This is a genomic window from Sporosarcina sp. FSL K6-6792, from assembly GCF_038004885.1.
Classification (GTDB): domain Bacteria; phylum Bacillota; class Bacilli; order Bacillales_A; family Planococcaceae; genus Sporosarcina; species Sporosarcina psychrophila.
Window position 1 is genome coordinate 66,270 of record NZ_JBBOSA010000001.1, and the last position, 24,136, is coordinate 90,405.

22 protein-coding genes are annotated in these 24,136 nt (G+C 38.6%); 14 read left to right on the top strand and 8 right to left on the bottom strand.

Annotated elements, in window-relative coordinates:
• The first annotated feature begins 14 nt into the window (after positions 1-14).
• Positions 15-218 carry a hypothetical protein gene (locus tag MKZ26_RS00270; RefSeq protein WP_340763711.1) on the top strand — a complete coding sequence of 68 codons (204 nt, stop codon included), beginning with the start codon at positions 15-17 and terminating at the stop codon, positions 216-218.
• Between the two features lie 235 nt (positions 219-453).
• On the opposite strand, the gene MKZ26_RS00275 is transcribed toward MKZ26_RS00270, so the two are convergent.
• Positions 454-1,074: a hypothetical protein gene (locus tag MKZ26_RS00275; protein WP_067210719.1), complete on the bottom strand. Its 621-nt coding sequence runs from the start codon at positions 1,072-1,074 to the stop codon at positions 454-456.
• Positions 1,075-1,530: 456 nt separating this feature from the next.
• On the opposite strand from MKZ26_RS00275, the gene MKZ26_RS00280 reads away from it, so the two are divergent.
• From MKZ26_RS00280 to MKZ26_RS00290, 3 genes are read left to right on the top strand one after another with little or no spacing between them, the layout of a single operon-like run.
• Positions 1,531-3,087 (top strand): spore germination protein, encoded by a 1,557-nt coding sequence (locus MKZ26_RS00280; RefSeq protein ID WP_340763712.1) that lies wholly within the window; start codon positions 1,531-1,533, stop codon positions 3,085-3,087.
• The gene (locus tag MKZ26_RS00285) at positions 3,088-4,200 is read left to right on the top strand and encodes a GerAB/ArcD/ProY family transporter (protein ID WP_340763713.1); all 1,113 of its coding nucleotides are present in this window, start codon (positions 3,088-3,090) and stop codon (positions 4,198-4,200) included.
• Positions 4,197-5,321, top strand: coding sequence for a Ger(x)C family spore germination protein (locus MKZ26_RS00290; RefSeq protein ID WP_340763715.1), 1,125 nt, complete (start codon positions 4,197-4,199; stop codon positions 5,319-5,321). Before MKZ26_RS00285 ends, MKZ26_RS00290 begins: the two co-directional genes overlap by 4 nt.
• A 12-nt stretch (positions 5,322-5,333) precedes the next feature.
• Here MKZ26_RS00290 and MKZ26_RS00295 read toward each other — a convergent pair whose 3' ends face one another.
• Positions 5,334-6,281, bottom strand: coding sequence for a nucleoside hydrolase (locus MKZ26_RS00295; RefSeq protein WP_340763716.1), 948 nt, complete (start codon positions 6,279-6,281; stop codon positions 5,334-5,336).
• A 485-nt stretch (positions 6,282-6,766) separates the two neighbouring features.
• On the opposite strand from MKZ26_RS00295, the gene MKZ26_RS00300 reads away from it, so the two are divergent.
• From MKZ26_RS00300 to MKZ26_RS00310, 3 genes are all read left to right on the top strand, one after another.
• Complete coding sequence (locus MKZ26_RS00300; RefSeq protein WP_340767581.1) at positions 6,767-8,242, top strand: protein adenylyltransferase SelO; 1,476 nt, start codon at positions 6,767-6,769, stop codon at positions 8,240-8,242.
• Between the two features lie 135 nt (positions 8,243-8,377).
• Complete coding sequence (locus tag MKZ26_RS00305; RefSeq protein ID WP_340763718.1) at positions 8,378-9,826, top strand: DEAD/DEAH box helicase; 1,449 nt, start codon at positions 8,378-8,380, stop codon at positions 9,824-9,826.
• A gap of 87 nt (positions 9,827-9,913) precedes the next feature.
• Positions 9,914-10,420: a GNAT family N-acetyltransferase gene (locus MKZ26_RS00310; protein ID WP_340763720.1), complete on the top strand. Its 507-nt coding sequence runs from the start codon at positions 9,914-9,916 to the stop codon at positions 10,418-10,420.
• 255 nt (positions 10,421-10,675) lie between these two features.
• Here MKZ26_RS00310 and cobT read toward each other — a convergent pair whose 3' ends face one another.
• From cobT to MKZ26_RS00325, 3 genes are all read right to left on the bottom strand, one after another.
• Positions 10,676-11,737 carry a nicotinate-nucleotide--dimethylbenzimidazole phosphoribosyltransferase gene (cobT, locus tag MKZ26_RS00315; protein ID WP_445683390.1) on the bottom strand — a complete coding sequence of 354 codons (1,062 nt, stop codon included), beginning with the start codon at positions 11,735-11,737 and terminating at the stop codon, positions 10,676-10,678.
• Positions 11,738-11,929: 192 nt separating this feature from the next.
• Complete coding sequence (locus MKZ26_RS00320; protein WP_340763722.1) at positions 11,930-12,427, bottom strand: hypothetical protein; 498 nt, start codon at positions 12,425-12,427, stop codon at positions 11,930-11,932.
• Positions 12,428-13,041: 614 nt separating this feature from the next.
• On the bottom strand, positions 13,042-13,704 hold the full coding sequence (locus MKZ26_RS00325) for a ribonuclease H family protein (RefSeq protein WP_340763723.1): 663 nt from the start codon (positions 13,702-13,704) through the stop codon (positions 13,042-13,044).
• A gap of 611 nt (positions 13,705-14,315) precedes the next feature.
• Between MKZ26_RS00325 and MKZ26_RS00330 the strand changes: the two genes are divergently transcribed.
• From MKZ26_RS00330 to MKZ26_RS00350, 5 genes are all read left to right on the top strand, one after another.
• A complete protein-coding gene (locus tag MKZ26_RS00330) occupies positions 14,316-14,453 on the top strand; it encodes a hypothetical protein (RefSeq protein ID WP_340763725.1) in 138 nt (45 codons plus the stop codon).
• A gap of 423 nt (positions 14,454-14,876) precedes the next feature.
• Positions 14,877-16,484, top strand: a complete 1,608-nt coding sequence (locus MKZ26_RS00335; RefSeq protein ID WP_340763726.1) for a spore germination protein — start codon at positions 14,877-14,879, stop codon at positions 16,482-16,484.
• Between the two features lie 15 nt (positions 16,485-16,499).
• Entirely contained in the window at positions 16,500-17,687 is a 1,188-nt protein-coding gene (locus MKZ26_RS00340; RefSeq protein ID WP_340763727.1) for a Ger(x)C family spore germination protein, read from the top strand.
• A 6-nt stretch (positions 17,688-17,693) separates the two neighbouring features.
• Positions 17,694-17,918 (top strand): hypothetical protein, encoded by a 225-nt coding sequence (locus tag MKZ26_RS00345; protein ID WP_340763729.1) that lies wholly within the window; start codon positions 17,694-17,696, stop codon positions 17,916-17,918.
• A gap of 34 nt (positions 17,919-17,952) precedes the next feature.
• Positions 17,953-19,065: a GerAB/ArcD/ProY family transporter gene (locus tag MKZ26_RS00350; protein WP_340763730.1), complete on the top strand. Its 1,113-nt coding sequence runs from the start codon at positions 17,953-17,955 to the stop codon at positions 19,063-19,065.
• Between the two features lie 559 nt (positions 19,066-19,624).
• Here MKZ26_RS00350 and MKZ26_RS00355 read toward each other — a convergent pair.
• Together MKZ26_RS00355 and MKZ26_RS00360 are read right to left on the bottom strand one after the other, a co-directional pair.
• Positions 19,625-19,849, bottom strand: coding sequence for a small, acid-soluble spore protein tlp (locus tag MKZ26_RS00355; protein ID WP_338656172.1), 225 nt, complete (start codon positions 19,847-19,849; stop codon positions 19,625-19,627).
• Between the two features lie 288 nt (positions 19,850-20,137).
• Positions 20,138-20,707: a biotin transporter BioY gene (locus MKZ26_RS00360; protein WP_340763733.1), complete on the bottom strand. Its 570-nt coding sequence runs from the start codon at positions 20,705-20,707 to the stop codon at positions 20,138-20,140.
• 349 nt (positions 20,708-21,056) lie between these two features.
• Between MKZ26_RS00360 and MKZ26_RS00365 the strand changes: the two genes are divergently transcribed.
• Entirely contained in the window at positions 21,057-21,983 is a 927-nt protein-coding gene (locus MKZ26_RS00365) for a dipeptidase (protein WP_340763735.1), read from the top strand.
• On the opposite strand, the gene MKZ26_RS00370 is transcribed toward MKZ26_RS00365, so the two are convergent.
• Positions 21,968-22,345, bottom strand: coding sequence for a DUF3899 domain-containing protein (locus tag MKZ26_RS00370; RefSeq protein WP_067210682.1), 378 nt, complete (start codon positions 22,343-22,345; stop codon positions 21,968-21,970). The genes MKZ26_RS00365 and MKZ26_RS00370 overlap by 16 nt on opposite strands.
• A 134-nt stretch (positions 22,346-22,479) precedes the next feature.
• Between MKZ26_RS00370 and MKZ26_RS00375 the strand changes: the two genes are divergently transcribed.
• Positions 22,480-24,129 (top strand): peptide ABC transporter substrate-binding protein, encoded by a 1,650-nt coding sequence (locus MKZ26_RS00375; protein WP_340763736.1) that lies wholly within the window; start codon positions 22,480-22,482, stop codon positions 24,127-24,129.
• Positions 24,130-24,136: the final 7 nt, after the last annotated feature.

Below are 24,136 nucleotides of genomic sequence, written 5' to 3' on the forward strand. Positions count from 1 at the left end.
AGCGAGGTGTGTGTATGTCTGATTATTTACTAAGCATGGATGAAATGAAAAAAGTAGATGACTATTTAGATAGGGGCTTTAAAGTCCATTATGTGTATGAAAATTTAAGCGGGATGTTTGTCGAGTTTGAACGGCAGGAAGAAGTTCGGTTGCAGATTCTGACCGCCGACGCGCGTAAATATCTCGCGGCAAAGCTCCAAGAACAAACGCAGTTGTAAGAAGGCATGTCAATTTAATATGAAGTGGTTAAAGCTCTATTCTATTACTTACTAGAATAGAGTTTTAAAGTTGTACAATGATCTTCATTAGCAAAGGGGGCCAATATGAAGGTATAAACTTTGTGGAAAATGTAGGACGTTGCAACCAAGAAAGAGGAAGTTCACCAATAAGTTTTGGTTCACTTCCTCTTTTGTTAAACATTTCATACACGTGATGGGATAGGAGTGTATTCATTCATTTCTTCTTTAAGTCTTGGATTTCCTTTATAATACTTTGTTTAGCCTTTTTTTTATCCTCTTCCAGTTCTTGAATACCTTCCATTTCTTTCTGATATTGCTCTTCCACGTCACTAGTCGCTGGGATAAAAGGCTCGTTATTGTAGTCGGTTCGTTTACCATGCCGTAGCATTTCATAAATGATCATTCCGTTATTCGGCTTACCGTTTACAGTTATCATGGGAATGGCGTCAAAAAGTACATAATAGAACGCATAGAAAATAAATCGCTCCCAAAATGTTCTATACTCGTGAAGCATCCCATTGGCTAGAAGTGCATTTATAGTAACAGCAAATACAAGATTGGAAAGAATCGGTCCCAAGTAAACACATATATATGCAAAATTATTTTTTCTTTTCAACGAGTCATAGGAAAACCAACTATACACATGATAATATTTTCGCACATCAAAGAATCCGATTTTGAAAATCCGAGGACCTGATCCAATGGTCAACCTTGGGTTCTTAACACCGAAAATGCCACTGACAATAAAGTAACCAGACTCCCTCAAAAAAATGACAAGAGGCAAGATGATAAATGCTGAAGTAATCAATGACAGTAAATCTTTGAGTCCAAACATATATATATCCCCTTCTGTAAAACAAGCTTCACAACTTGTGATACCCGCAGAGGGAAGAGCTGAACCCTTTATGTTGAAAACCGAAGTGTCTGGAAGGGATTGGTATAGAGGTTGGTTTTAGGTAGTTTTTGCTAGACTACCACTTAGTAGTGAGTGTTCAACATAAAAGTATTTTCATTGGTGAATATAGCTAGAGAACATGAACTGAAAATTTTATATACGGAAGTGGAACGGGAATTCGTACGCTCTTTTGACTGAAGTATTTCCAAATCTGCTAATAACTATGGTTGATTGGAATGACCAATTCCAGGATATTTTGAAAAAACAACGCCTTGAAAAATGGGGAGACAGAGTGCGTACGCCCCATTAACCCCATCTCTTCCCGTTAACTGAAGCCGTAAGAAGGGTATAGATTCTCCCTCAAAAGGCTATTCTAGGGACAAAGATACAAATGAGGTGAGTCTACTGTTTAACAAAAAGTCCAAACGATCTTCAAAAGAAAAACAGGAAACAGTTGTGGCTGAAGAAAACACAGAAGAACTTCAAATACAGATTTCAACTTCTGGTGATGTTTTTATACAGTCGATAAAAGAGGCTACTCACAATTCATCTGATTTAATCACTAAATCGATAACCCCGAATCTTAGGCTCATTTATATAGATAATCTAGTGGATGTCCCGACGTTAAATAATCATATCCTTCAAGTCCTATTGAAGCATACAAATGAATCACCAGAAAATATTACATCCAACCTGACAATAGCACAGGTGAAATTGACTGACAAAGTAGGGGATGCCGTAATAGCAATAATGAATGGGACCGTACTTATTCATGTTGAAGGCTACTCGCAAGTTGTATTGGCTACTATCCCCACTAATGATTCACGGGCTTTGTCAGCACCGGAAAATGAATCCCAGGTCATCGGTGCCCAAGTCGGTTTTAATGAAAGTCTATCAACAAATATATCCTTGATTCGGAGATATATAAAAAATCCAAATCTATGCAATGAAAAATTAGAAGTTGGAAAGCAATCGAAGACAGCAATTTCGATGTTGTACATTAAAGGTATTGCTTCCGATGAAATGGTGAACACGCTAAGACAAAGAATTGCCGACCTTAAAGTGGATTCAGTATTAGATAGCTCGATTCTCGAACAAATGATAGACGACAACTCATTATCGATTTTTCCGCAAATGTTACTAACAGAAAGACCGGATAAGCTTTGTGCTGAACTTTTGAATGGTAAATTGGGCGTTATCGTGGATGGAAGTTCTCTTGCAATTGTTTGTCCACACTCATTTCTTGAGTTCTTCCAAAGTCAGGAAGATCAAAATCTACGGTGGCCGATTGCTACATTTACGCGGTTATTAAGATTTAGTGCAGTCGTCTTATCTGTTTTTTTATCCCCTTTATATGTAGCAGCATTGACATTTCATTATGAAGTAATTCCGCAATCGCTTATAGTTCCGCTGAGTGAATCAAGAGCATTGGTTCCTTTCCCGCCTTTATTGGAGGCTCTACTGTTAGAACTCATTATCGAGCTACTGAGAGAAGCTGGAATTAGACTACCATCGAAGGTTGGTCAAACCATCGGTATTGTTGGCGGTATTGTTATTGGAACCGCAGCTGTGCAAGCAGGAATTACAAGTAATATTTTAATTATTATTGTCGCCTTAGGGGCATTGTCATCCTTCACAACACCAAGCTATATGATGGGTAACGTCATCAGGATCATTCGCTTTCCATTAATCGTATTAGCAGGACTTTGGGGGTTTTACGGCATTATGCTGGGACTTTGTTTTATCCTAATCCATCTTTTGCGTCAAACAAGCCTAGGTTCTCCGTATACAGCGCCTTTTTATCCTCCTCGCTTGCTTGATTGGCGGGATAGTCTTGTTAGACTACCGTTGCCATTTACATTTAAGCGACCTTCAAATACAAGACCGGAAGATGAGGACAAATATAAACCCGAACCCATAAATCCTGAAAAAAGTGAACAGAAGGTGAAATAAGTGAAAAATTCCATACAAATTGGTCCCACTGATACAATTAATGCTTTTCTACTTTTTTTCATCATTCATACTGCTCAAATCGGAATCGGGATACAAGGGTTTCAACGGATTATATACCAGGACGCAAAACATGATGCATGGATTTCTGTACTACTTGCAGGTCTCGCTACGCATATTATCGTGATTTTCATGCTTAAAACATTGGAAATATACGGTTCAAATGATTTATACGGCATTCATCAAGATGTATTTGGTAAATGGATAGGGAATTTATTTAATATAATTTATATTTTTTATTGTTCAGGTGCTTTTTTCTCCGTTTTGAGAAACTATATTGAAGTTGTTCAAACATGGGTTTTTCCGGATTTGAATACTTGGTTTTTTTCAGCTTCATTGCTGCTAATCGTGATTTATACGTTTACGGGCGGTCTACGGGTAATTGTGGGCGTTTCTTTTTTTAGCTTTGTACTTTCCATATGGCTTTTCCCCTTGTTGGCTTATCCAATGAAATATATGGAATTGAGAAGTCTTCTTCCTATTTTAGAGGCCGATATGAGCGGAATACTGAAAGGTGTAAAGTCCATGACCTTTACAATTGTTGGATTTGAAATATTATATGTGATTTATCCCTTTGTAAAGGATAAAAAGAATGCAAAAAAATATATTCATCTTGGTTTGCTCATGACGACCTTGATTTACCTTGCCATCATGTTGGTTACGCTAACGTATTTCAGCGGGGAACAATTAACGAAAACCATTTGGGCGACTTTGTCTCTGTTTAGTATTGTTAAATTTCCGTTCATTGAAAGATTTGAGTATGTAGCAGTTTGTTTTTGGATGCTAATTATATTGCCGAACCTGTGTCTATTTCTATGGGCCGCTTTTCGCGGAACCAGACGACTAGTAAAGGTAAGTGCGAATAAATTTGTCTGGGTATTCTCGTTCATCATATTCGCTGTAAGTTTAATGCTTAAAACTCGACCTCAAATAAATACATTTAATGATTACTATGGCCAAGTGGCGTTTTATATTGTATTTGTATATCCTATCATCTTGTATCTCTTAGCAGTGGCGAAAAGGAAATTTAAATCACGTAAGGAGCAAATAGAATGAAAAAACTTCGTTATTTTTTACTACTGCTATTTCTTTGCATTGCTTTGGTAGGATGTGCAGAAACAAAACTCCTTGAAAGAGTAGGTTTAGTCACTTTAATTGGCTATGATTTGGGGAAGGAGGAAAGCGTGGAGACTACAGCAGTTGTACGCCAAGTGAGCACAGAGTTAGAAAGTAAAGTTGCAGTTATTACCGCTGAAAACGAAACAAGTCAAGGGACACGTGCAAAAATCAATCGCAGAGCAGCTGAAAAAATAATGAACGGACAATTGAGGGGGGTCTTATTCGGTGATGAATTTGCCAAAGACGGCATTGGTCATTACATTGATAACTTGTTGAAAAATCCTGCAATGAGTGGGGATGTTATTATGGCAGTTGTTGAAGGTCAAACGAAACCCTTTCTAGAATATCAGTATCCAGATATAGAGGATATTGGGGAACATATTTATAAGCTGTTAGAACAAAACGTTAAAAGTGAGCAAGTGGTTTTATCCACACTTCATGAAGTAGCCAAAGATTATTATTTCATGGGTAAGGACATAGCGATGCCTATTATAAGAAGAGATGAGGAGCTTATAGAGATTTCTGGAATCGCTTTATTTAAAAAGGACAAAATGATAGGTGAAATATCTGTTGATGATAGCTTCTATATAAAGTTAAGTCGAGATGACTATCACGCTGGAGTATATGAATTAAAAATAAAAGGCGATGATTTACCTTCATCTGTAATGAAGAATCCCCCCGATGAAATTAACTTGGTATTCGATCCAATTAAAACGCATAAAGATGTGAAGTTAGTCAATGCCACAACGCCCGAATTTGACTTACACCTTACAGTGCAAGCCAGATTATTAGAAATAAAACCAAATGTTAATACAGGGAAAATCAAAAATACAGAAGCGCTTGAAAAAGCAATTAGTAATAGTCTGTCAAGTGAAATTTCGAGGGTAATTGCCTACTGCCAAAAAATTGGATCGGATGTTTTTGGCTATGGTGAGTATTACAGAAGCTCTGTACGTCATTCTGAATTGACGGAAGAGAAATGGCATGAGTTGTACAAGGAAATGAAAGTTAACGTCCATGTTGATTTTACACTGCTTAGAAGTGGCGTCTTTGAATGAGTAGAACTCACCTTATTTTGACTGTTTACCTGTCATGACAGACAGGAAGTTGTGGAAAAATGTCTCGTAGTCCAAGTCAAATGCAATGCGGTGATTTTTTTCGTTGTCATAAAATTGGTCACCTGGGCGTATATCAGCAATACTTTGCCCCCTTGCAGGTCCCTCCAAATGCTGCCCGATTTCGATAGGGCGCGAATTGAACGTAAACATTTCAGGGTGTATGACCGCCATAAGTGTAAGCGCGTCATGCACGGGGCTTCCTTGAAGAGTTGGATCCCGTTCTTGATAAAATTCGGTGTAAAAGTTCATTAACGACTTAAAGATTGCGGTTTTTCCAAAGTGATCAATATAATCGACCATTTCAGGTGTTACAATTGCTTTTTGTGTTGCGTTTAAAGGGATTATTGTGACATTATTGGCATAAGAAAGGACGATTTTCACCGCTACAGGATCTGCATGGAAGTTTGCTTCCGCGACAGGTGTTACATTTCCAGGTACCCCGAATGCTCCCCCCATAATATAAAATTCCTTCACGTTACCCATTAATTCTTTATAAAGAATAAACAATGTAGCAAGAGAAGTCAGGCGGCCAATATTTACGATAATCAGCTCATCCTTATACGTTTTAATTATATTTACAATCTCCAGGAAGTTTTCTATCACGAATTCATAGTCATCCGGTACTATTGGCCCGAGACCATGTACGCCATGGATTTCCGGATAGTAGGTGGGGAGTTCTGCAGTCATCGGCATTTCTGCACCACTTATGACTGGAATGTTATTGGGGAAATTAAATAGGTTAAACAAATAGCGAATATTTGACATTGCATCTTCTCTTGATACATTCCCATAATCGGCTACCACTCCGACGATATCAATCTCGTCATTAAAGTAGGCGTAGATAATGGCCACTGTGTCATCTATTCCAATGTCACCAAATAAAAGAACTTTTTTTGCCAATAGAATACCCCTCTTTCGGTGTGATTATTTACTGAACTGAAAAAAATGTGCTCAATTTTTGTATTACCAAAGTATGTGTCGCAGGAAAGTTCTTATCCACACGGGATTTCAGTTAAATCCATTTATACTATATTATGGTGAAATGGCCGGGTATATCACACTGACCTGATGGTTCCAATGTCGTGTTAAAAAATGGCGTAAGTTTTGAGTATTGCTTGCAGTACACACGTACCTAAACGACAAAAAGAACCTAGAATGTTTTTGGTAGGCACGCTGTCGACCACTAGATACGACACTTAGAGAATTCACATTCATGTAGCCTGCATAGGTAGCGAAAAACTAAGGGAGTTACCAACGTGTGGAAAGGGTATACTAAATTAACAGAAGAAGACACTACGTGGGACTACCTGATGGATAGGTATACCATGATTTATGTTTTATATAAAAAAATCAGGCAAACAGACGAAAGGAAGATAGAAGATACGATGACAAATCGAAAAGAACTAATAGAATCAGGCTGGAATTTAGATAATAGTTATGCCCATCTGCCAAAAACATTTTTTACCAACCTCAGCCCTAACCCTGTACAGTCACCGAAGTTGATCATTTCCAATGATTCCTTGGCAACTTCCTTGGGGTTGGATGTCCATGAGTTGCAAAGCGAAGATGGGGTGGCGGTGCTTGCTGGAAATCGAATTCCTGAAGGCGCTTTGCCGCTTGCTCAAGCGTATGCGGGCCATCAATTTGGGCACTTTGCGATGTTAGGGGACGGCCGGGCTATGTTAATTGGCGAACAGATAACCCCTTTAGGTGAACGGTTTGATATTCAGCTTAAGGGTTCGGGCCGAACACCCTATTCCCGCGGGGGAGATGGTCGCGCGGCACTTGGACCAATGTTACGCGAATACATCATCAGTGAAGCCATGCATGCGCTTGGTATTCCTACTACTCGAAGTCTAGCAGTAGTGACAACCGGTGAATTTATCATCCGTGAAACCGATCTTCCAGGTGCCATTATGACTCGTGTGGCCGTCAGTCATCTACGCTTCGGAACCTTTCAATACGCTGCAAAATGGGGAACGGATGAGGGACTACAAGTTTTGGCCGACTACGCACTACAGCGCCATTTTCCTGAAGTTGTAACTGATGAAAGGCGCTATCTTGCGTTGCTTCAGGGAGTGATCAAGCGTCAGGCGGCCTTGGTTGCACAATGGCAACTGGTTGGTTTTATCCATGGAGTAATGAATACCGATAACATGACGATAAGTGGGGAGACCATCGATTATGGTCCGTGTGCCTTCATGGATACCTATGACCCAGCAACGGTCTTCAGTTCCATTGACATTCAAGGTCGCTACTCTTACGGCAATCAGCCGAATATCGTCGGGTGGAATCTTGCGCGATTTGCTGAAACCCTAATACCATTACTGCATGAAGATTATGCAGAGGGTGCCAAACTGGCGCAAGATGCCATTTCCGATTTCCCTGAGCACTATCATGGAAATTGGCTCGCGGGAATGAGAGCGAAACTAGGACTATTTAATGAAGAGAAACAGGATGAATCACTTATTGAAGACCTTCTTCGACTAATGCAGAAGCATCGCGCTGACTTTACCAATACTTTTCGCGCGTTAACGTATGATAATTTAGAAGATAATGTCCTTTTTGGGACTCCGGAATTTACCAACTGGTATGCACTGTGGCAGTCAAGACTAGGCAGACAGCAAGAGTCAAAGATCAGCTCACAGCAGTTAATGCGGGATAGTAATCCTGTACTAATCCCACGGAACCATCGGGTAGAAGCTGCACTAGAAGCCGCGGTGAACCAAGGTGATTACAGTGTGATGGAAAGGCTATTAGAAGTTCTATCAAATCCGTATGCGTACACGCCTGGGAAGGATGATTATTCCACACTTCCCGCGCAATCAACAAGGCCATACCAAACATTTTGTGGGACTTAATAATTGGCTTTTCATGGTTTGCTAGCAGTACAAAATAATGCTACCTTATGTATTGGGTAGCATTATTTTAGTTTAGGGATGACTATACTTAATCATAAAAAACGGGGTCAAATAATAATAAATGAGGTTACTTATATGAGTGAAAGAAGTTTTGAGGATTATAATATAAGCGATGAAATAACAAGAGCACTTGCCTTGTTGAAATATGAAAGGCCAACGGAGGTTCAAAGTGAAGTCATGCCGAGAGCACTGGAAAATCAGGATCTCATCGTGAAATCTCAAACAGGCAGTGGCAAGACGGCATCTTTTGGTATCCCTCTTTGCGAAATGATTGATTGGGAGAAGGAAAATCCACAGGCATTAATTCTTACACCGACTCGAGAGCTTGCTGTTCAAATTCAAGAGGATGTAACAGCTATTGGGCGTTTTAAAAGAATTAAAGCCCTGGCGGTTTACGGCAAAGAATCCATTAGTAAACAAGAGGAAGAGTTGGAACAAAAAACGCATATAGTAGTCGGTACACCTGGACGTGTGATGGACCATATTGAAAGAGGAACATTACGTGTAGATGAAATAAAATACTTGGTTATAGATGAAGCTGATGAAATGTTGACCATGGGCTTTGTTGCCCAAGTAGAAGCTATCATACAAAAACTTCCGCCTACTAGAGTAACGATGGTATTTTCCGCTACGTTGCCTAAAAAGGTTGAGAATCTTTGCCATACCTATATGAAAAAACCTATTTCTATTCAAATCACTTCTACGGGAGTCACGACGAGTGCAATTGAACATAGCGTAATTGAAGTGAAAGAAGCAGGGAAAATGGCGTTGCTGAAAAACATTACTGTTGTTGAAAACCCAGATAGCTGTATTATCTTCTGCAGAACTAAGGGGCGTGTAGACACTGTGTTTGCAGAATTGGAAAGGTCTAACTATTCTTGTGAAAAGATCCATGGTGGAATTGTACAGGAGGACCGATTTGCGGTTATGGAAGGCTTCAAAATGGGGAATTTTCGTTATCTTGTGGCGACCGATGTAGCTGCAAGGGGAATTGATGTAGCTAAAATAACACTTGTCATCAACTTTGACGTTCCCATGGAAAAAGAGAGCTATGTTCATCGAACTGGCAGAACCGGTCGTGCTGGTAATAAAGGAAAAGCAATTACGTTTGCAACTCCAAATGACAGCAAACTCCTTAAAGCAATTGAAGCATACATTGGCTTTGAGATACCTGTTTTGGAAGCGCCGACGCAGCAGAAAGTAGCTGTTGGAAAAAATGCTTTCGATGAAAAAGTCAGTGGTCGTCAGAAAACCAAAAATACTATACATATGCAACCAAACAAGGATGTCATGAAACTCCATTTCAATGGTGGAAAAAAGAAGAAGCTTCGAGCCGTAGACTTTGTTGGCACGATTGCGAAGATAGCTGGAGTAACAGCAGATGATATCGGTATAATTACCATTCAGGATGAGTTGACTTATGTTGATATTCTGAATGACAAAGGTTCATTAGTTATGCAGGCAATGAAAGAAACGACAATCAAAGGAAAGAAATTAAAAGTTAGCAAGGCTAAAAGCATTTGAAGCTGCAATCCGCAAATTTAAGTCGGCGAATGAATTGTTTGTTTTTGAGTCTTTAACAGGTAATTTATAAAAACGGGGAATGGGGAAATGGCTATGCGATTAGTGAGACCATCCATTGAATGGAAAAACGAGCATGAAGATTACGTGAAAGAGTGGGATGAATCCCGGATAACGCCCAGCAGTTTTAATGTAGCTGGTCACGAGGACTATGAAACGTATTTAGAAGCACTGCAAATCCGAGAAAGCGGAGACGGAAAATGGGTGCCTAGCACGAACTATTTTTTGGTGGATTATAATGACCGGGTATTAGCGATGGTTGACATCAGGCACGATCTGACAGATTACTTACATAATGTCGGCGGGCATATCGGATATGGTGTGAGACCTTCGGAAAGAAGGAAAGGCTATGCGACATGGATTCTTGCAGAGGCGTTGAAGAAATGCGGTGAACTCGGAATCGATCGGGTACTGGTAACTTGTAATGAAGACAATATTGGATCAGCAAAAACGATAGTGAAGAATGGTGGCATTGAAGACAAGAGCTTTATTGAAGAAGATGGAACGGTGGTTAGACGTTTTTGGATAGAAAGTTAATTGCATGGATGCTGTCATATTTTTCAAATAAACTTGAAAGTATAAACGATCATGATTGATCAGTGCATATATGCATCCGAAAATTACAGGAGATGGTCTTCTTCAGTTCTTGGCTTGTTGGGAATAACTGTGGGAATGTCTAGATATATTTAATGAAAACGCCAATTTCGAAGCGAACTTGGCGTTTTCGCTATTTTTTTGACCACCATTCACTTATGCGTCAGGTTTTAAAATTGTTCTATAAATATTGCATTGTTATGAATTCATTATCACTTCTGTATCGTCTTTGCCCGATACACCGGAATTTTCGAATGTAGCCATCTCATTGATCATATTGACTGCGGATTGTAGAATCGGGAAAGCGACGGCTGCACCGGTCCCTTCGCCGAGACGCATATTTAGTTGGAGTAACGGCTCTTTTTGCAAATGTTTGACTGCCGTTGTATGTCCAGGTTCTACTGATTGATGCGATAAAATCATATAATCTACTACAGTAGGAGCCATCAATTTAGCTAGACAAGCGGAAACCGTACAGATAAAACCATCGACAAGAATAGGTATCCGCTTTTCTGCAGCGGCGAGCATTGCACCAGCCATTGCCGCCATTTCAAGTCCGCCCACTTTCGACAGGATATCAATGGCATCCGTCGGTTTCGGCTGATGTAAGCTGATTGCATCACGAACAACCGCAACTTTCCGATTATGCTGTTCAGTGGAAATACCAGTCCCAAATCCGACAATTGCAGCGGGGTCTGCACCAGTAATCGATGCTAGAACAGCGCTACTTGCTGTCGTGTTGCCGATACCGACTTCACCGATAATCAGGCATTTAATCCCACTTTCTATAATCTGAATCCCTTCTTCATAACCGGTGAGCACCGCTTTTTCTGCTTCTTCTCGTGTCATTGCTAATTCGGTGAGGAAGCTTCCAGTGCCCTGACGTATTTTCTTATGAACGACTTGCTCCTCTGTTACATCTCCCGCTACACCTACGTCGACGACTTTGAATTTTGCACCGATTTGTCGACCAAATACATTGATAGCGGCTCCGCCATTTACAATATTTGCTACCATTTGGAGCGTCACTTCCTGTGGATAAGCGGATACACCTTCTTTTACAATGCCATGATCGGCAGCAAATACGATGATACCTGGTGGTGTAATCTCTAGAGTCAAATTACCTGTCATTTCTGCCAGACTAATTGCGATTTCTTCCAACCTGCCCAAACTTCCTAAAGGTTTTGTTAATGTTGCTATGTAAGAAGTTGCTTTTTCTCCCGCTGCTTTATTCAACAAAGGTATGTCTATATTCATCATTGTTTGTCCCAACTCTCTTTTCGATTTTAGTAAGGGGGCTATAGGACCGTGTGAAAACAGTCTTGTAAAACATTATACTAGTTTGAAGTATGCTGTGTAAGAAACACTTGTGAATGTTTAGATGTACAGGTAATAGAAAAATAACCCAAAAGCATGAGGTGCTTCTGGGTTATTTATTGGGGGAATTTGAAATTAAATGAAAGATACATCTAACTTCATAAGGTCTTTTTGATTGAAGGTTAAACCAGGAAGAGTGAAAGTCTCTGCATTTATTGCAAAAGTATTCGCAATAACATTCGGACTTCCAGGATGAAAGATTCTAACTTCATAGTGGAATGGTTCAACGAATTGACTTAAGTTGATGTGTTGATTCGGTAAAAGAGTCACTAATTGATTGAGTAGGACTTCTGGACCACCGCTATTCCAATTGATAACTTGTACCCTTACTTGAAAGGTTCTAGTTGGATCAAGGTTAGCTACTTCAATATGAGCTGCAGTTTGGCCAACAACCGTATTCAATACACCTGTTGATAATACCATAGGTTTTAACCTATGATCATCTTTATGTTTATCTTCACATTTGCATTTATCTTTACGTTTGTCGTCACATTTGCATTTATCTTTTCGCTTGTCTTCACATCCGTATTCATGGTAATACTTACATTTGTCTTCGTTTCTATAATCACGCATTTTATCACCTCCTTTTGTATAAGCTATTACTAATATATTAAAATTGTTGGAATGTGTTACAAGTTGTCCCGATTTCCAGAAATTTATTTTCCGGGAATAATGGTTTTTATCAAAATTTGGAGCACTCTTTCATAATAGAATCAGGCAATGGGAAAGTTGTTTTGCTCGAAATTCAATCCGGAATATACATATATGCCTTTCACCCTATTAAAAATGTATTATACCTTTTGCTTAATTTACAAATTCTCTGATAAGAAGAACCTCATTCAGTTCAATGATTGGATATAGCTGAAAAGGTATTTGTAGTGAGTTAATCTGGAATACCCATTTAATAAACTTGGGATAATAGTTAGGGCATTGAAACTGTTCTTATGTCTGTTTCCTATAATAAGTAGATTCAAAAGATTTAATAGTGGGAAGGGGAATTCGGGGGGATTTACATATCTGATTGAGAGGTAACTGTGAAGAAATTGAGTAAAGGCAAGTAAGAAATACTTAATGAAATTTCACCAGGAATTACCGACTACAATTTCTGGTATATATAAGAAACAGTCATGAAGGTTTAACTTTCATGACTGTTTGTAGATAGCCTTTAGTTGAACTTTATAGACTTATTAATCCACTGTAACTTCGATCGTGGCCGTAATCGAAATTCCATTCAGCGCTTGTGTTGCCAGCCGATCCGCTTCTGAATTTAGCTTCCGCTGTACCAGTTTGTATTCTGGTTGGATGCCGAGGTCTTTCAGCTTATCTTCTATCCGGTCTGCCCAGTTGGACAAATTATTTTCGAGCGCTGGCCATTCCTCGGTCAGCTGGTTGATGACCACCTGTGAATCCCCGATGAAGCGGACAGGTAGATGATGGACATTCAAATACTCGAGCTCCTGTAGGCCAAGGTAGAGTGCTGCATATTCTGCCTCGTTATTCGATGAGAGTTCGGCAGAAGGTGCATTTTGCCGTAACCTATACGATTTCCCGCTTTGTTCATAATAGATGACGCAGCCTAATCCTGATTTACGTGTTGTAAGATCGAAGCCGCCGTCGAAATAAACCGTGATGTTATGTGGTTCGGTTTCAATTCCTTTCAAATAACCTTTCATCTCTTTGACCGTCCACGTACTGTCGAACTGATCAATGAAAAGTACATTTTTGGTACGTCCGGTCCGTGCCAAGTCTTCCGCAACTAGTATGGCTTGTGCTGCCGGCATCTCCTCGGAGCGGAAGACGGTTTCTGCTCCTTTTGGAGATTTGTAAATCCATTCGATTAGTATATTCATCGCCAATCCTCCTGTATCAGTAAGTCTATGTATTCATCTTCTATCTCTCTCAAAAATGCAGATACAATATGAGTATACCCAATTCAGGCTATATTTATGAAACGACTCAATTTATTGGGTACCTAAGTGGGGCACTACAATTGCATGAGCATAGCAAGAAAACCAGACAGCTCAATGTCTGGTTTTTTAATGTGTATTGAGAAATGTGAATTACTTATTTTGCTCCTCTCACGTGGAAACTCTTAAGGTGATTTTTACCGATAACCATTTCTTGATTTTCTTCGTATTCAAATGGCCAACAAAATCTAGGAAAATAGACTACTAATCGCAAATATAGTAGTGGCAAAGAAGGCGAAATTAATCCCATGTAGTATTTCATCTACAGAAATAATACTGAGGTGTTTCGATTGCTCACGCAATAGTATGGAGCGTATTTTGCACGCTGTACAATATACGTGTAATTTATTTGGCAATGAATTTAATCAGCAATCGAGAGGTTATTGAAAATAGTCATCGAGGTTATTTAGGAATGGGTTCCGATTTCATTTAATCGATCACGTTCGATGGAAAGCCAGTTGTGTTGAATGACTATCATCTTGGAGACAAAGTACATGACATTAATTTCTGAGAGCATAATTTGTGGGGAATATACAGAAGAAATCATTACACCAGTGGCCAAGTTTTGTGCTGGAGCAATTGGACCTGCGACGAAAAAGCTGCTTGTCACATGTGAAAATAGGTTCTCTTAAGTAAGACATGACTTTTAGATACAAGTGAAAGTGACGTGATTTTACTAGAAACAAGCCAAGTTATTTAATTTGAAAAGACCTGAAGATATTGGTATGCAGTTAAGAGAAGGATTGTTGATGGAATCCAAAGTATGCGTATCTGCGATGGTATTCGCTCATCCAGGAGCGAGGTGTTTTTTGCAGCGAAACTGAAATGCCTATTGTCTAATAAAGTAAGTATTGATTGATAAATAGGCGGTTAAAATCAAAACAGAGTTAGTTTAAGCTTACAAGAATACCAATGGACTACAGCATAACAAACGTATGAAAAAAAGAGAAATAGCTCATGCTGAATACTATAAAAGGGACATGACCCGCCGAATAATGTGATTTTTATTAGATGAATTTAATCGTATTCATAATAGAAAGTGAGGGATAGAGAGTATGCGGTTTTTTAAAAAGAGAAAAATAAATAAATCAAACGTCGCTGTTCCCTCACAAAGTCAAATGGTGGACCCAAATGAAAAAGACGGTCTGAAAGTTAGTCTTCAGGAAAATGTACAAATCTTAAAAGATACACTTGGGAAAAGTACGGATATTGTCTTTCGAGAAATTCGAATTGGAAAAGAAGGAAGCATTAAAGCGGGCATTATATACACTGATGGGTTAACAAATACAACTTCGTTACAAGAATTCATTTTAGAAACACTTATGTTGGATACTAAAGATATTGAATTACAGGTAAAGTTGTCAACTGGGCAAAGTATTATTAGCATTTTAAAAGATTTTTCCATGACAGTAGGAGAAATTAAAGAATTTACTACTTTTGAAGTACTTTATAATGGTCTTTTGTCGGGCGATACAATAATACTAATCGATGGCAATACACAAGGATTAGTCATTTCCAATAAGCACTGGCTTGAGCGTGGGGTAACAGAACCAGTGGCTCAAACGGTAGTGAGAGGACCCCGTGAAGGATTTTCCGAAAACTTACGTGTAAATACGGCATTAGTTCGGCGGAAACTGAAAGATCCTAATCTTTGGGTGGAGTCAAAGGTGATTGGAACACGGACGAAAACGGACATTGCGTTGATGTATATTAACGGTGTTGCAGATGAAAAGGTAGTAAAAGAAGTCCATTTACGCTTGGATAATATAGATATTGATGGAATTCTTGAAAGTGGAAATATCGAAGAATTAATTGAGGATTCACCGTATTCACCTTTTCCCACTATTTTCAATACAGAACGTCCAGATGCGGTAGCGGCAGCACTACTGGAAGGAAGAATAGCCATTTTGGTAGATGGAACACCATTTGTACTAATCGTACCTGCATTGTTCATTCAATTTTTCCAATCTTCTGAGGACTATTATCAACGTGCGGATATTTCGAGTTTTATTAGACTCCTTCGTTTTGGCTCATTTGGTATTGCATTGCTAGCACCAGCATTGTTTATTGCAATCACAACTTTTCATCAGACAATGCTGCCACCAGCACTGCTAATTAGTCTGACTGCCCAAAGAGAAGGTGTTCCATTTCCTGCATTTTTTGAAGCATTACTAATGGAATTGACCTTTGAAATATTACGGGAAGCAGGCGTAAGAATGCCTCGATCGATTGGATCTGCCATGTCTATTGTAGGTGCATTCGTCATAGGAACAGCAGCTGTCGAAGCAGGTGTAATTTCTGCGGCGATGGTAATTATTGTTTCAATAACTGCTATTGCGAGCTTTGTTTCTCCAACTTATGATATAGCGATTGCTGTAAGATTACTGCGTTTTGGTTTTATGGGAATAGCTGCCTCGTTCGGTTTATTTGGAATTATGGTGGGTTTAATTGCCCTCGTACTGCATTTATGTAGTATTCGTTCTTTTGGCATTCCCTACATGTCTCCATTGGGTCCATTTAATATTTCCGATCAAAAGGATACATTTATTCGATTGCCTAGATGGGCGATGATTACTCGACCTCGTCTTATCAATCAACAAAATATAGTTCGGCAACAAGATTCGGCTTCTGCAAAACCAAAGCCACCAAAAAATGAGGAGTAAAAAGGAGCCTTAATGATGAAAAAATATACTTTCGTGCTCCTAATTCTGAGTCTTGTTTTAACGGGGTGTTGGGACAGGAGGGAATTAAATGAGATTGCGATTACATTAGCGCTAGGAATTGATAAAGTGGATGAAGAATTTCAATTAACTGCTCAAGTAGTTGTACCGTCGGAAGTATCCATGAAACAAAGTTCTGGTCGTTCAACAGTAACGTTGTTTCAAGCAGACGGTGAAACAATATTTGAAGCCTTTCGAAAAATGACAATCGACTCACCCAGAAAGATATATCCCGGTCATCTTCGAATGCTTGTGATTGGAGAGGAATTAGCTAAAGCAGGTGTAAGTGAGTCATTAGATTTACTATCAAGAGATTGGGAACTACGATCTGATTTTTATGTTGTTGTTGCAAAGGATAATACAGCTGCAGAAACACTGAATGTCACAACACCGATTGAAAGCATACCAGCAAATAAAATGTTTAATACGCTTAAAACGTCTGAGGAAAACTGGGCCGTTACGAAAGGGGTTACATTAGATGAGTTGTTAGGCGATTTGATAACTGATGGAAAGGATGCAGTCTTAACGGGTATTCAGGTGTTTGGAAACCGAGAAGTAGGTTCCAGCAAACAGAATGTGGAGTCGATTACGCCTGCTACCCAAATTCAATATGATTATTTGGCGGTATTTAAGAAAGATAAACTAGTGGGATGGTTAAATGAAAGTGAAAGTAAGGGATATAACTATATTATCGACTCCGTTAAATCGACAGTTGCATCTATTTCATGTCCCGAGGAAGGGAAAGTTTCGATAGAGGTAATTAATTCTAAATCTGAATTGAAAGGAAAGATTAACAAAGGGGAGCCGGAAGTAAATGTAACTATCGAGGTAGAGGGGAATGTGGGAGCAGTGGAATGTCACATCGATCTGAAAGACACAAAAGCAATAGATGCGTTAGAAAAAAGTTATGAAAAAGAATTGAAGGAAATCATTCATCAAACAATTGAAACGGTACAAAAACAATATAAGACAGATATTTTTGGATTTGGACAAGCCATTCATCGATCAAATCCGAAAACATGGAAAAAAATTAAAAATCAGTGGGATGAAATATTTCCGGAATTAACAGTGAACGTTGAAGTTGATATGAAAATATATCATACGGGTACAGTAAGTAATTCATTCTTACAAAAGTTAGAGGAATAAAGAAATATGCTGAAAATTATTGGAATCCTGTTGATAGTAGTAGCAATCGTACGGTTTGAAGTTCCATCCCTCTTACTAAAAAAAAATAAAAAAGAATTAGTTGTCTTTTTACTCTTTCTTTCTGTTGGAACAGGTTTAGGGATTGCTCAAGCATTAGGAAAACCCATTCCAAATCCAATGGACTTACTAACTTTCATTCTAAGACCAATAAATGATACGCTCTTCCGTTAGTTAAATTGAGAGGTAAGAAAGGTGAAGAGTTGAAATGATGCATAATATTAAAATAAATTCAAATCAGTTTCTAGTGTTAGTTATCTTTTTTACGATTGGGACGAGCATTTTAGAAGTTCCATCAGTTTTAGCAGCAAAAACGAACCAAGATGCTTGGATTACAGCAATAATTGGTACAGGAATTGGGTTATTAGTGGTATGGTTTTTCACGGCGATAGCACTTTGGTTTCCTCACCTCACTTATGTTCAAATCAATCAAAAGGTATATGGAAAATGGATTGGTAATGCCGTTTCAGTTTTATTTGCAATGATGTCACTTCTTTATGCTTCAACTCTTTTATTTCAATCAGGTAATTTTTTTAATACCCATATCATGCCGAATACGCCCTTGTCAGCGCTTAATATTCTGATGGCTGGAGTTGTGGTAATGGGCGTTTACCTCGGGTTAGAGACCATCGCACGTTCTGCAGAAATCTTTGGTGCCTTTTTCATCATCATCTTTATTATATTTACCGTTTTAATTGCACCCGATATCCAGGTTGACCACCTAAAGCCTGTGTTTGAGGCAGAACCGAAAACGATGATCAAATCCTCCATCTTTTATGTCCTTATGTCTTCTGGAAATGCAATTGTTTTATTAATGATTTTCCCCGCATTTGTAAATGATGTTAAACAGGCAAAAAAAACCTTTCTACTTGGAAATTTAATTGGTGGACTTATTATTATTCTCATTACATTTTTGAGTATTTCTGTGTTAGGAGCAGGAAAAACGGCAAACGAAATTTATCCAAGCTATGAATTGGCCAAAAGAATTAGTGTTGGAAATTTCATAGAAAGAATTGAAGTATTAATGGCTTTACTATGGATTCTTTCTCTCTATTTTAAAATGATTCTTTATTTTTACGCTGCTGTTTTAGCGATTGCACAAATTTTTTATTTGAAAGATTATCGCCCCTTAATAATGCCAATAGGGATAATTACCGTGGTTCTTTCCCTTGTTATATATCCTAATATTATCTATAAACAGAATTGGGACAATACGACGGGGAATTCTCTTACATTAGTAGTTGGAATTATATTTCCCTTATTGTTAGTTATCGTTTACGGAATACGAAGGAAGGGTTTGAAGAAAGAAGTTACAAAATAACAAGATACGTAACGAATAAATTTGTAGTGGAAGTATTTTGCTAGAGGGTTAGATGACCAACTCTGCTTAGGCGGGTACGTTTATTTGATACTTAGATATTTGTATACCAAATTGATTTTGTACTGGCTTTTGTTTCAATGTTTTTAAAAAATCTGGGCACCATGCCTTATGATAGAACGATCACGACGATATCCAATGGTGAAAATTCTACCATTCAAGATCGGACTATTATATAACTGAATCCGTTGTTAAATCGACAGAACTTGATGAGAAACGGTTAATTGAAACGTTGTAATAATTGAAGGATACTTATGTATATATATTTAGATACATAAATTGCTCGATTATCTGTCTGGCAATTATTATTAATCAGTATAGGAATAGTCCTAGGCTTTATCTGTGGAAAAATATTTAATGTTAAAATAACCCACCATGGTCCGTATTGTAAGAGGCGTGGTGGGTTCTGTTGTCGATACTATACATATAGCTAAGAAATTGTGCGAAGCATACATACGTAGTAGAAATGCACAACTAGGCACAGTGTCGGCTAAACCTATACTTACATTCTTTTTTTATACCCGTTAATTCGTGATTCTTCTTCTGCCCGTATTTCAGTTTGTAATCCTTCAATGCTTTCTTTACGTCGCTCGTTTTTCTCCTTGATTGCAGCAAGTTCTTTCCCCTCGGCGAATTCCATCGCTGCTTCGGCTGCTTCCATATTACTGATGGTTTTCTTTAGCCTATTTACATTGTCATCTGAATCATTCGGTTTGATGTTAGTCATTATACTTCCTCCTTCAACTTTTTTAAAAACCTTCAAGAGATAGCGTTCCCAAATTCACAATAATTATTTGTCGATTACAGTTCTCGGGAAGAAGACGATTACTACAATGATATTTTCCGTATGGCAAAGAATCCTCATATCTGGCGTTTAGAATATGTATGACATAGTGGAATGGGACGTTAATCTACTAGAGTATTATTGGGGGAGAAAGTAGGTTGAATAGCAGATGAAAAGTGTGAAATGCCGAATTCCAAAACAATTACTAGCCGTTTAGGAATCCGGTATGATTTATTTTACTTCAGCGTTCCATTCATATATTAGATTAGTTGATTTCAACCTATTTCTAACAGTAATGCCAGCCCATGCTGCCAGTGTCGCTTTAATAAAGCCAACAAGAAGAAACGGTGCAAATCCACCTGTAAATGCTGCGGTCCAAGAAAGATTTGCAATGACTTTTAACCAAACCGTTCCAAAAGTTAACGCAATAAACATTCCGATGACGTTTGCGATGATTGCATTTTTAACCGTAAAGCTCGTTTTTTCAAGAAAAAAGCCAATGATAAGTGCAGTTGGGATGAACCCGATCAAATACCCACCAGTTGGCCCGACTAGAATCCCTAAACCACCAGACATCTGTGCGAATACCGGTATCCCTATTGCGCCCATGCATAAATAAATGAGTACTGACAATGTACCATATCGTGCGCCCAATATTGTCGCAGCAAGTCCGATGGCAAGCGTTTGTCCAGTAATTGGTACAAGTGGTAATGGAACTGTAACTTGCGCTAATACACCAATAATTGCTGCGAATAGTGCTGAAATAATCATCATTCGTAGTTTGTAACTTGACTCAGTCATAGTGTGCAAATCCCCTTTTTGTGTTAACTTTATTAAAATATTGGTTGACTCATTAATTGTATAGTAACCCAACTGCTTTCGTCAATACGATTATTTTTAAATGAAATGTATTGTATTGTTTAGGTATTGACTAAACCTACAGTACCTTTGTAGGGGAGTAGTGTGAGTTGTGAAACCTTCATGACTGTTTATCGAATAGATGCTCGAAATCCATCACTTGGACTATACAGGTGATGGATTTATTTTTGCGAATATGAAGTTGAAATCCAACTAGTTGTTTGCTACTATTTCTATTAACAGATAGTTCTAATTGTTAATTCTATTTGTGTATCTGAAAGGGGCAAATAAATTGAAAGTTATCGACTTACATTGTGACGTATTGCTGAGATTGTATGAATCAAAGGGGGAAATGAAGTTTCAAGATTCTTTGGAACTCGATACGAGTTATGAAAAACAAATAAAGGGTGGAGTAAAGGTACAAGCATTCGCTATCTTCGTGTATCCCGAAATGAAGTCGGATCAGAAATTTCAAGCTGCTTTAGATCAAATCCATTATTTCTATACAGATGTGCTTGGGAACAATCCGAATATGAAACTGATCAAGGAGTGGAGCGATTTCGATCAGTTAAAAGACGGAGAAATTGGAGCGATGTTGACGCTTGAAGGTGTGGATGCAATCGGAAACGATCTGCAAAAGCTATCTATTCTTCATCAATTGGGAGTCCGTTCGATTGGTCTTACTTGGAATAATGCCAACTTGGCAGCAGACGGAGCGGGAGAACCACGTGGAGCGGGGCTGACGTCGTTTGGCAAAGAGATTGTTCATTTCAATAATGAACATAAAATTTTGACCGATGTCTCCCATTTGTGTGAAAAGGCTTTTTGGGATGTCATGGAAGAAGCAAACTATCCAATTGCGAGCCATTCGAATGCCAGAGCATTATGCAATCATGTTCGTAATCTGACAGATGATCAGGCAAGAACACTGTTTGAAAAAAATGGGCTCGTCCATGTTGTCTACAATCCGCCGTTTGTGAAGGTACAAGGGGAAGTTGCGATAAAAGACCTAATCGAACATATTGACCATTTCTGTTCTTTAGGCGGAGAGAAACAAATTGGGTTAGGCTCAGACTTCGATGGTATCTCGTCGAAGATTGTTAATTTGGAAGATGCATCTATGCATCCGAATTTACTAAATGAGTTGCTAAAAAAATACAGTGAAGAGACGGTCAAAGGTTTTGCCTACCAAAACTTTATGGATCATCGTCCTAATTGAACGGTAATAAGAGAGCCAATCAAGCTGAGTGAGAAGTAGAAAGCGCCGAGGGGTAAAATATAGGCTAGTAAGGGAAACTGTTTTAAATAACTCGGGTTTTCTCCGTTTTTACCTTCTACGTCCTGTATAACTTGCTCGCGTTTGCTAAGGGTTGAATAGAAACGTCTCGAGTTGTTGATAAATCTAGTGAAAAAACCATCTTGGATGATGAGTAATACACTGCCGATTAGTAACATGATGATGCCGATATAGAAAAATAAATCAAGTAAAATAATGATATACTTTGGGGCCATAAATACAGTAGAGAATAAAATAACGAAAGATGTGATGCAAAAAGAAAGAAGTAAGCTTTTCTTTTTCATAGAGGTTAACAACTCCTACCTTATTTATAGATTAATAGGGATATATCTATTAATTAAAAATATTATTGCTATTGTGATTGTAAGCACTTACAATTATATATAGTTACTAGAATAGTACAAGGGGGGAATGGGAAATGAAGAAAAAAACATGGTTAGGCTTAATTTTCTTGGCCATTTTTTCTTTGATTGTTTCGGGTTGTAATTTCAGCTCATCAACTGAAGAGAAAGACGACAAGAAAGAGGATGAAAAAGAAGCAGACGGCAAGGTTGCACAAGTACTTAATTTGAGTGCAACGGCTGATATTCCAACATTGGATTCAACAAAAGCGCATGACGCTATTGCATTTGACGTTTTGAATAACGTGAATGAGGGGCTGTATCGTCAGGATCAAAGTAACCAATCTGTTCCCGCGCTCGCAGAGAAGCATGAGAAAAGTGAAGATGGCATCGTTCATACATTTACAATTAGAGACGCGAAGTGGAGCAACGGCGAACCTGTAACAGCTGCCGATTTTGAATACGCGTGGAAACGTGTTATGAAAGAAGCTGGTGCATATAATTACATGCTTGTTACTGCAGGCATCAAGAATTCCGAAGCTATCATGAACGAAGAAATGGATGCAGCAGAACTTGGTATTAAGGCAACAGGAGAAAAAACGCTTGAAGTGACACTTGAAAGTGCAAATCCATTATTTGAAACATTACTGGCATTCCCGACATTCTTACCGCAAAATCAAAAGTATGTAGAAAAGCTTGGAGATCAGTATGCACTCGAAGCTGACAACATTTTAGCAAATGGTCCATTCAAACTTGTTAACTGGTCACAAGAACAAAGCTGGAAACTTGTTAAAAATGAAGATTATTGGGATGCAGGCACAGTGAAAATTGAAGAGGTAAATGTATTTGTCGTTAAAGATCCGTCTGCCGGAGCGAATTTATATGAGACAGAGAAGATTGACCGCGTCAAATTAACTTCTGCACTTATCGACCAATATGTTGAGGATAAAAACTTTAAAGTTGAAAAAGACTCAGGTATTGTCTTCTTACGCTTTAATCACAACCATCCAGTGCTAAAGAATTCAGAAATTCGCCGTGCGATTGGAATGGCAGTTGACCGTCAAGGTTTGACAGATGTTATTTTGAAAGACGGTTCTTCACCAATATACGGAGTAGTTGGAGAAGGATTTTACTTCTCGCCTGAGAATAAGGATTACCGAGAGTTAAATGGAGACTTCAATAAAGGGACTCCTGAAGAAGCAAAAGCAATATGGGAAAAGGCTTTAGCTGAAGTTGGACAAACAGAATTGACAGTGTCACTCAATATTGCTGACTCGGATGAAATGAAAAAAGTAGCTGAGTACTTACAAGCGCAGCTTGAAGACAATCTACCTGGATTTAAGCTTGATATTAAAGCTGTACCATTCGCTCAGCGTCTTGAAATTGAAAAAGCAGTTGACTATGAACTTTCTCTTTCTACATGGGGACCAGATTATAGTGACCCGATGACCTATTTAGATATGTGGGTAAAAGGCAGTTCTTCTAACCGTATGGATTATAGCAATCCAAAATTAGATGCATTAGTTCATGATGCACGCGGTGAGACGGATCTAAGCAAGCGTTACGAGATGTTGCTTGGTATTGAAAAGGTTTTGTTGGAAGAAGATGCAGCAGTTGCGCCTCTTTATCAACGAGGGTCTGCTATTCTTGTACGTGATAAAATCAAAGATTTAGCTAAACATCCAACGGGTGCTGAATTCACTTACAAATGGGCTCACATCGAATAAACATATG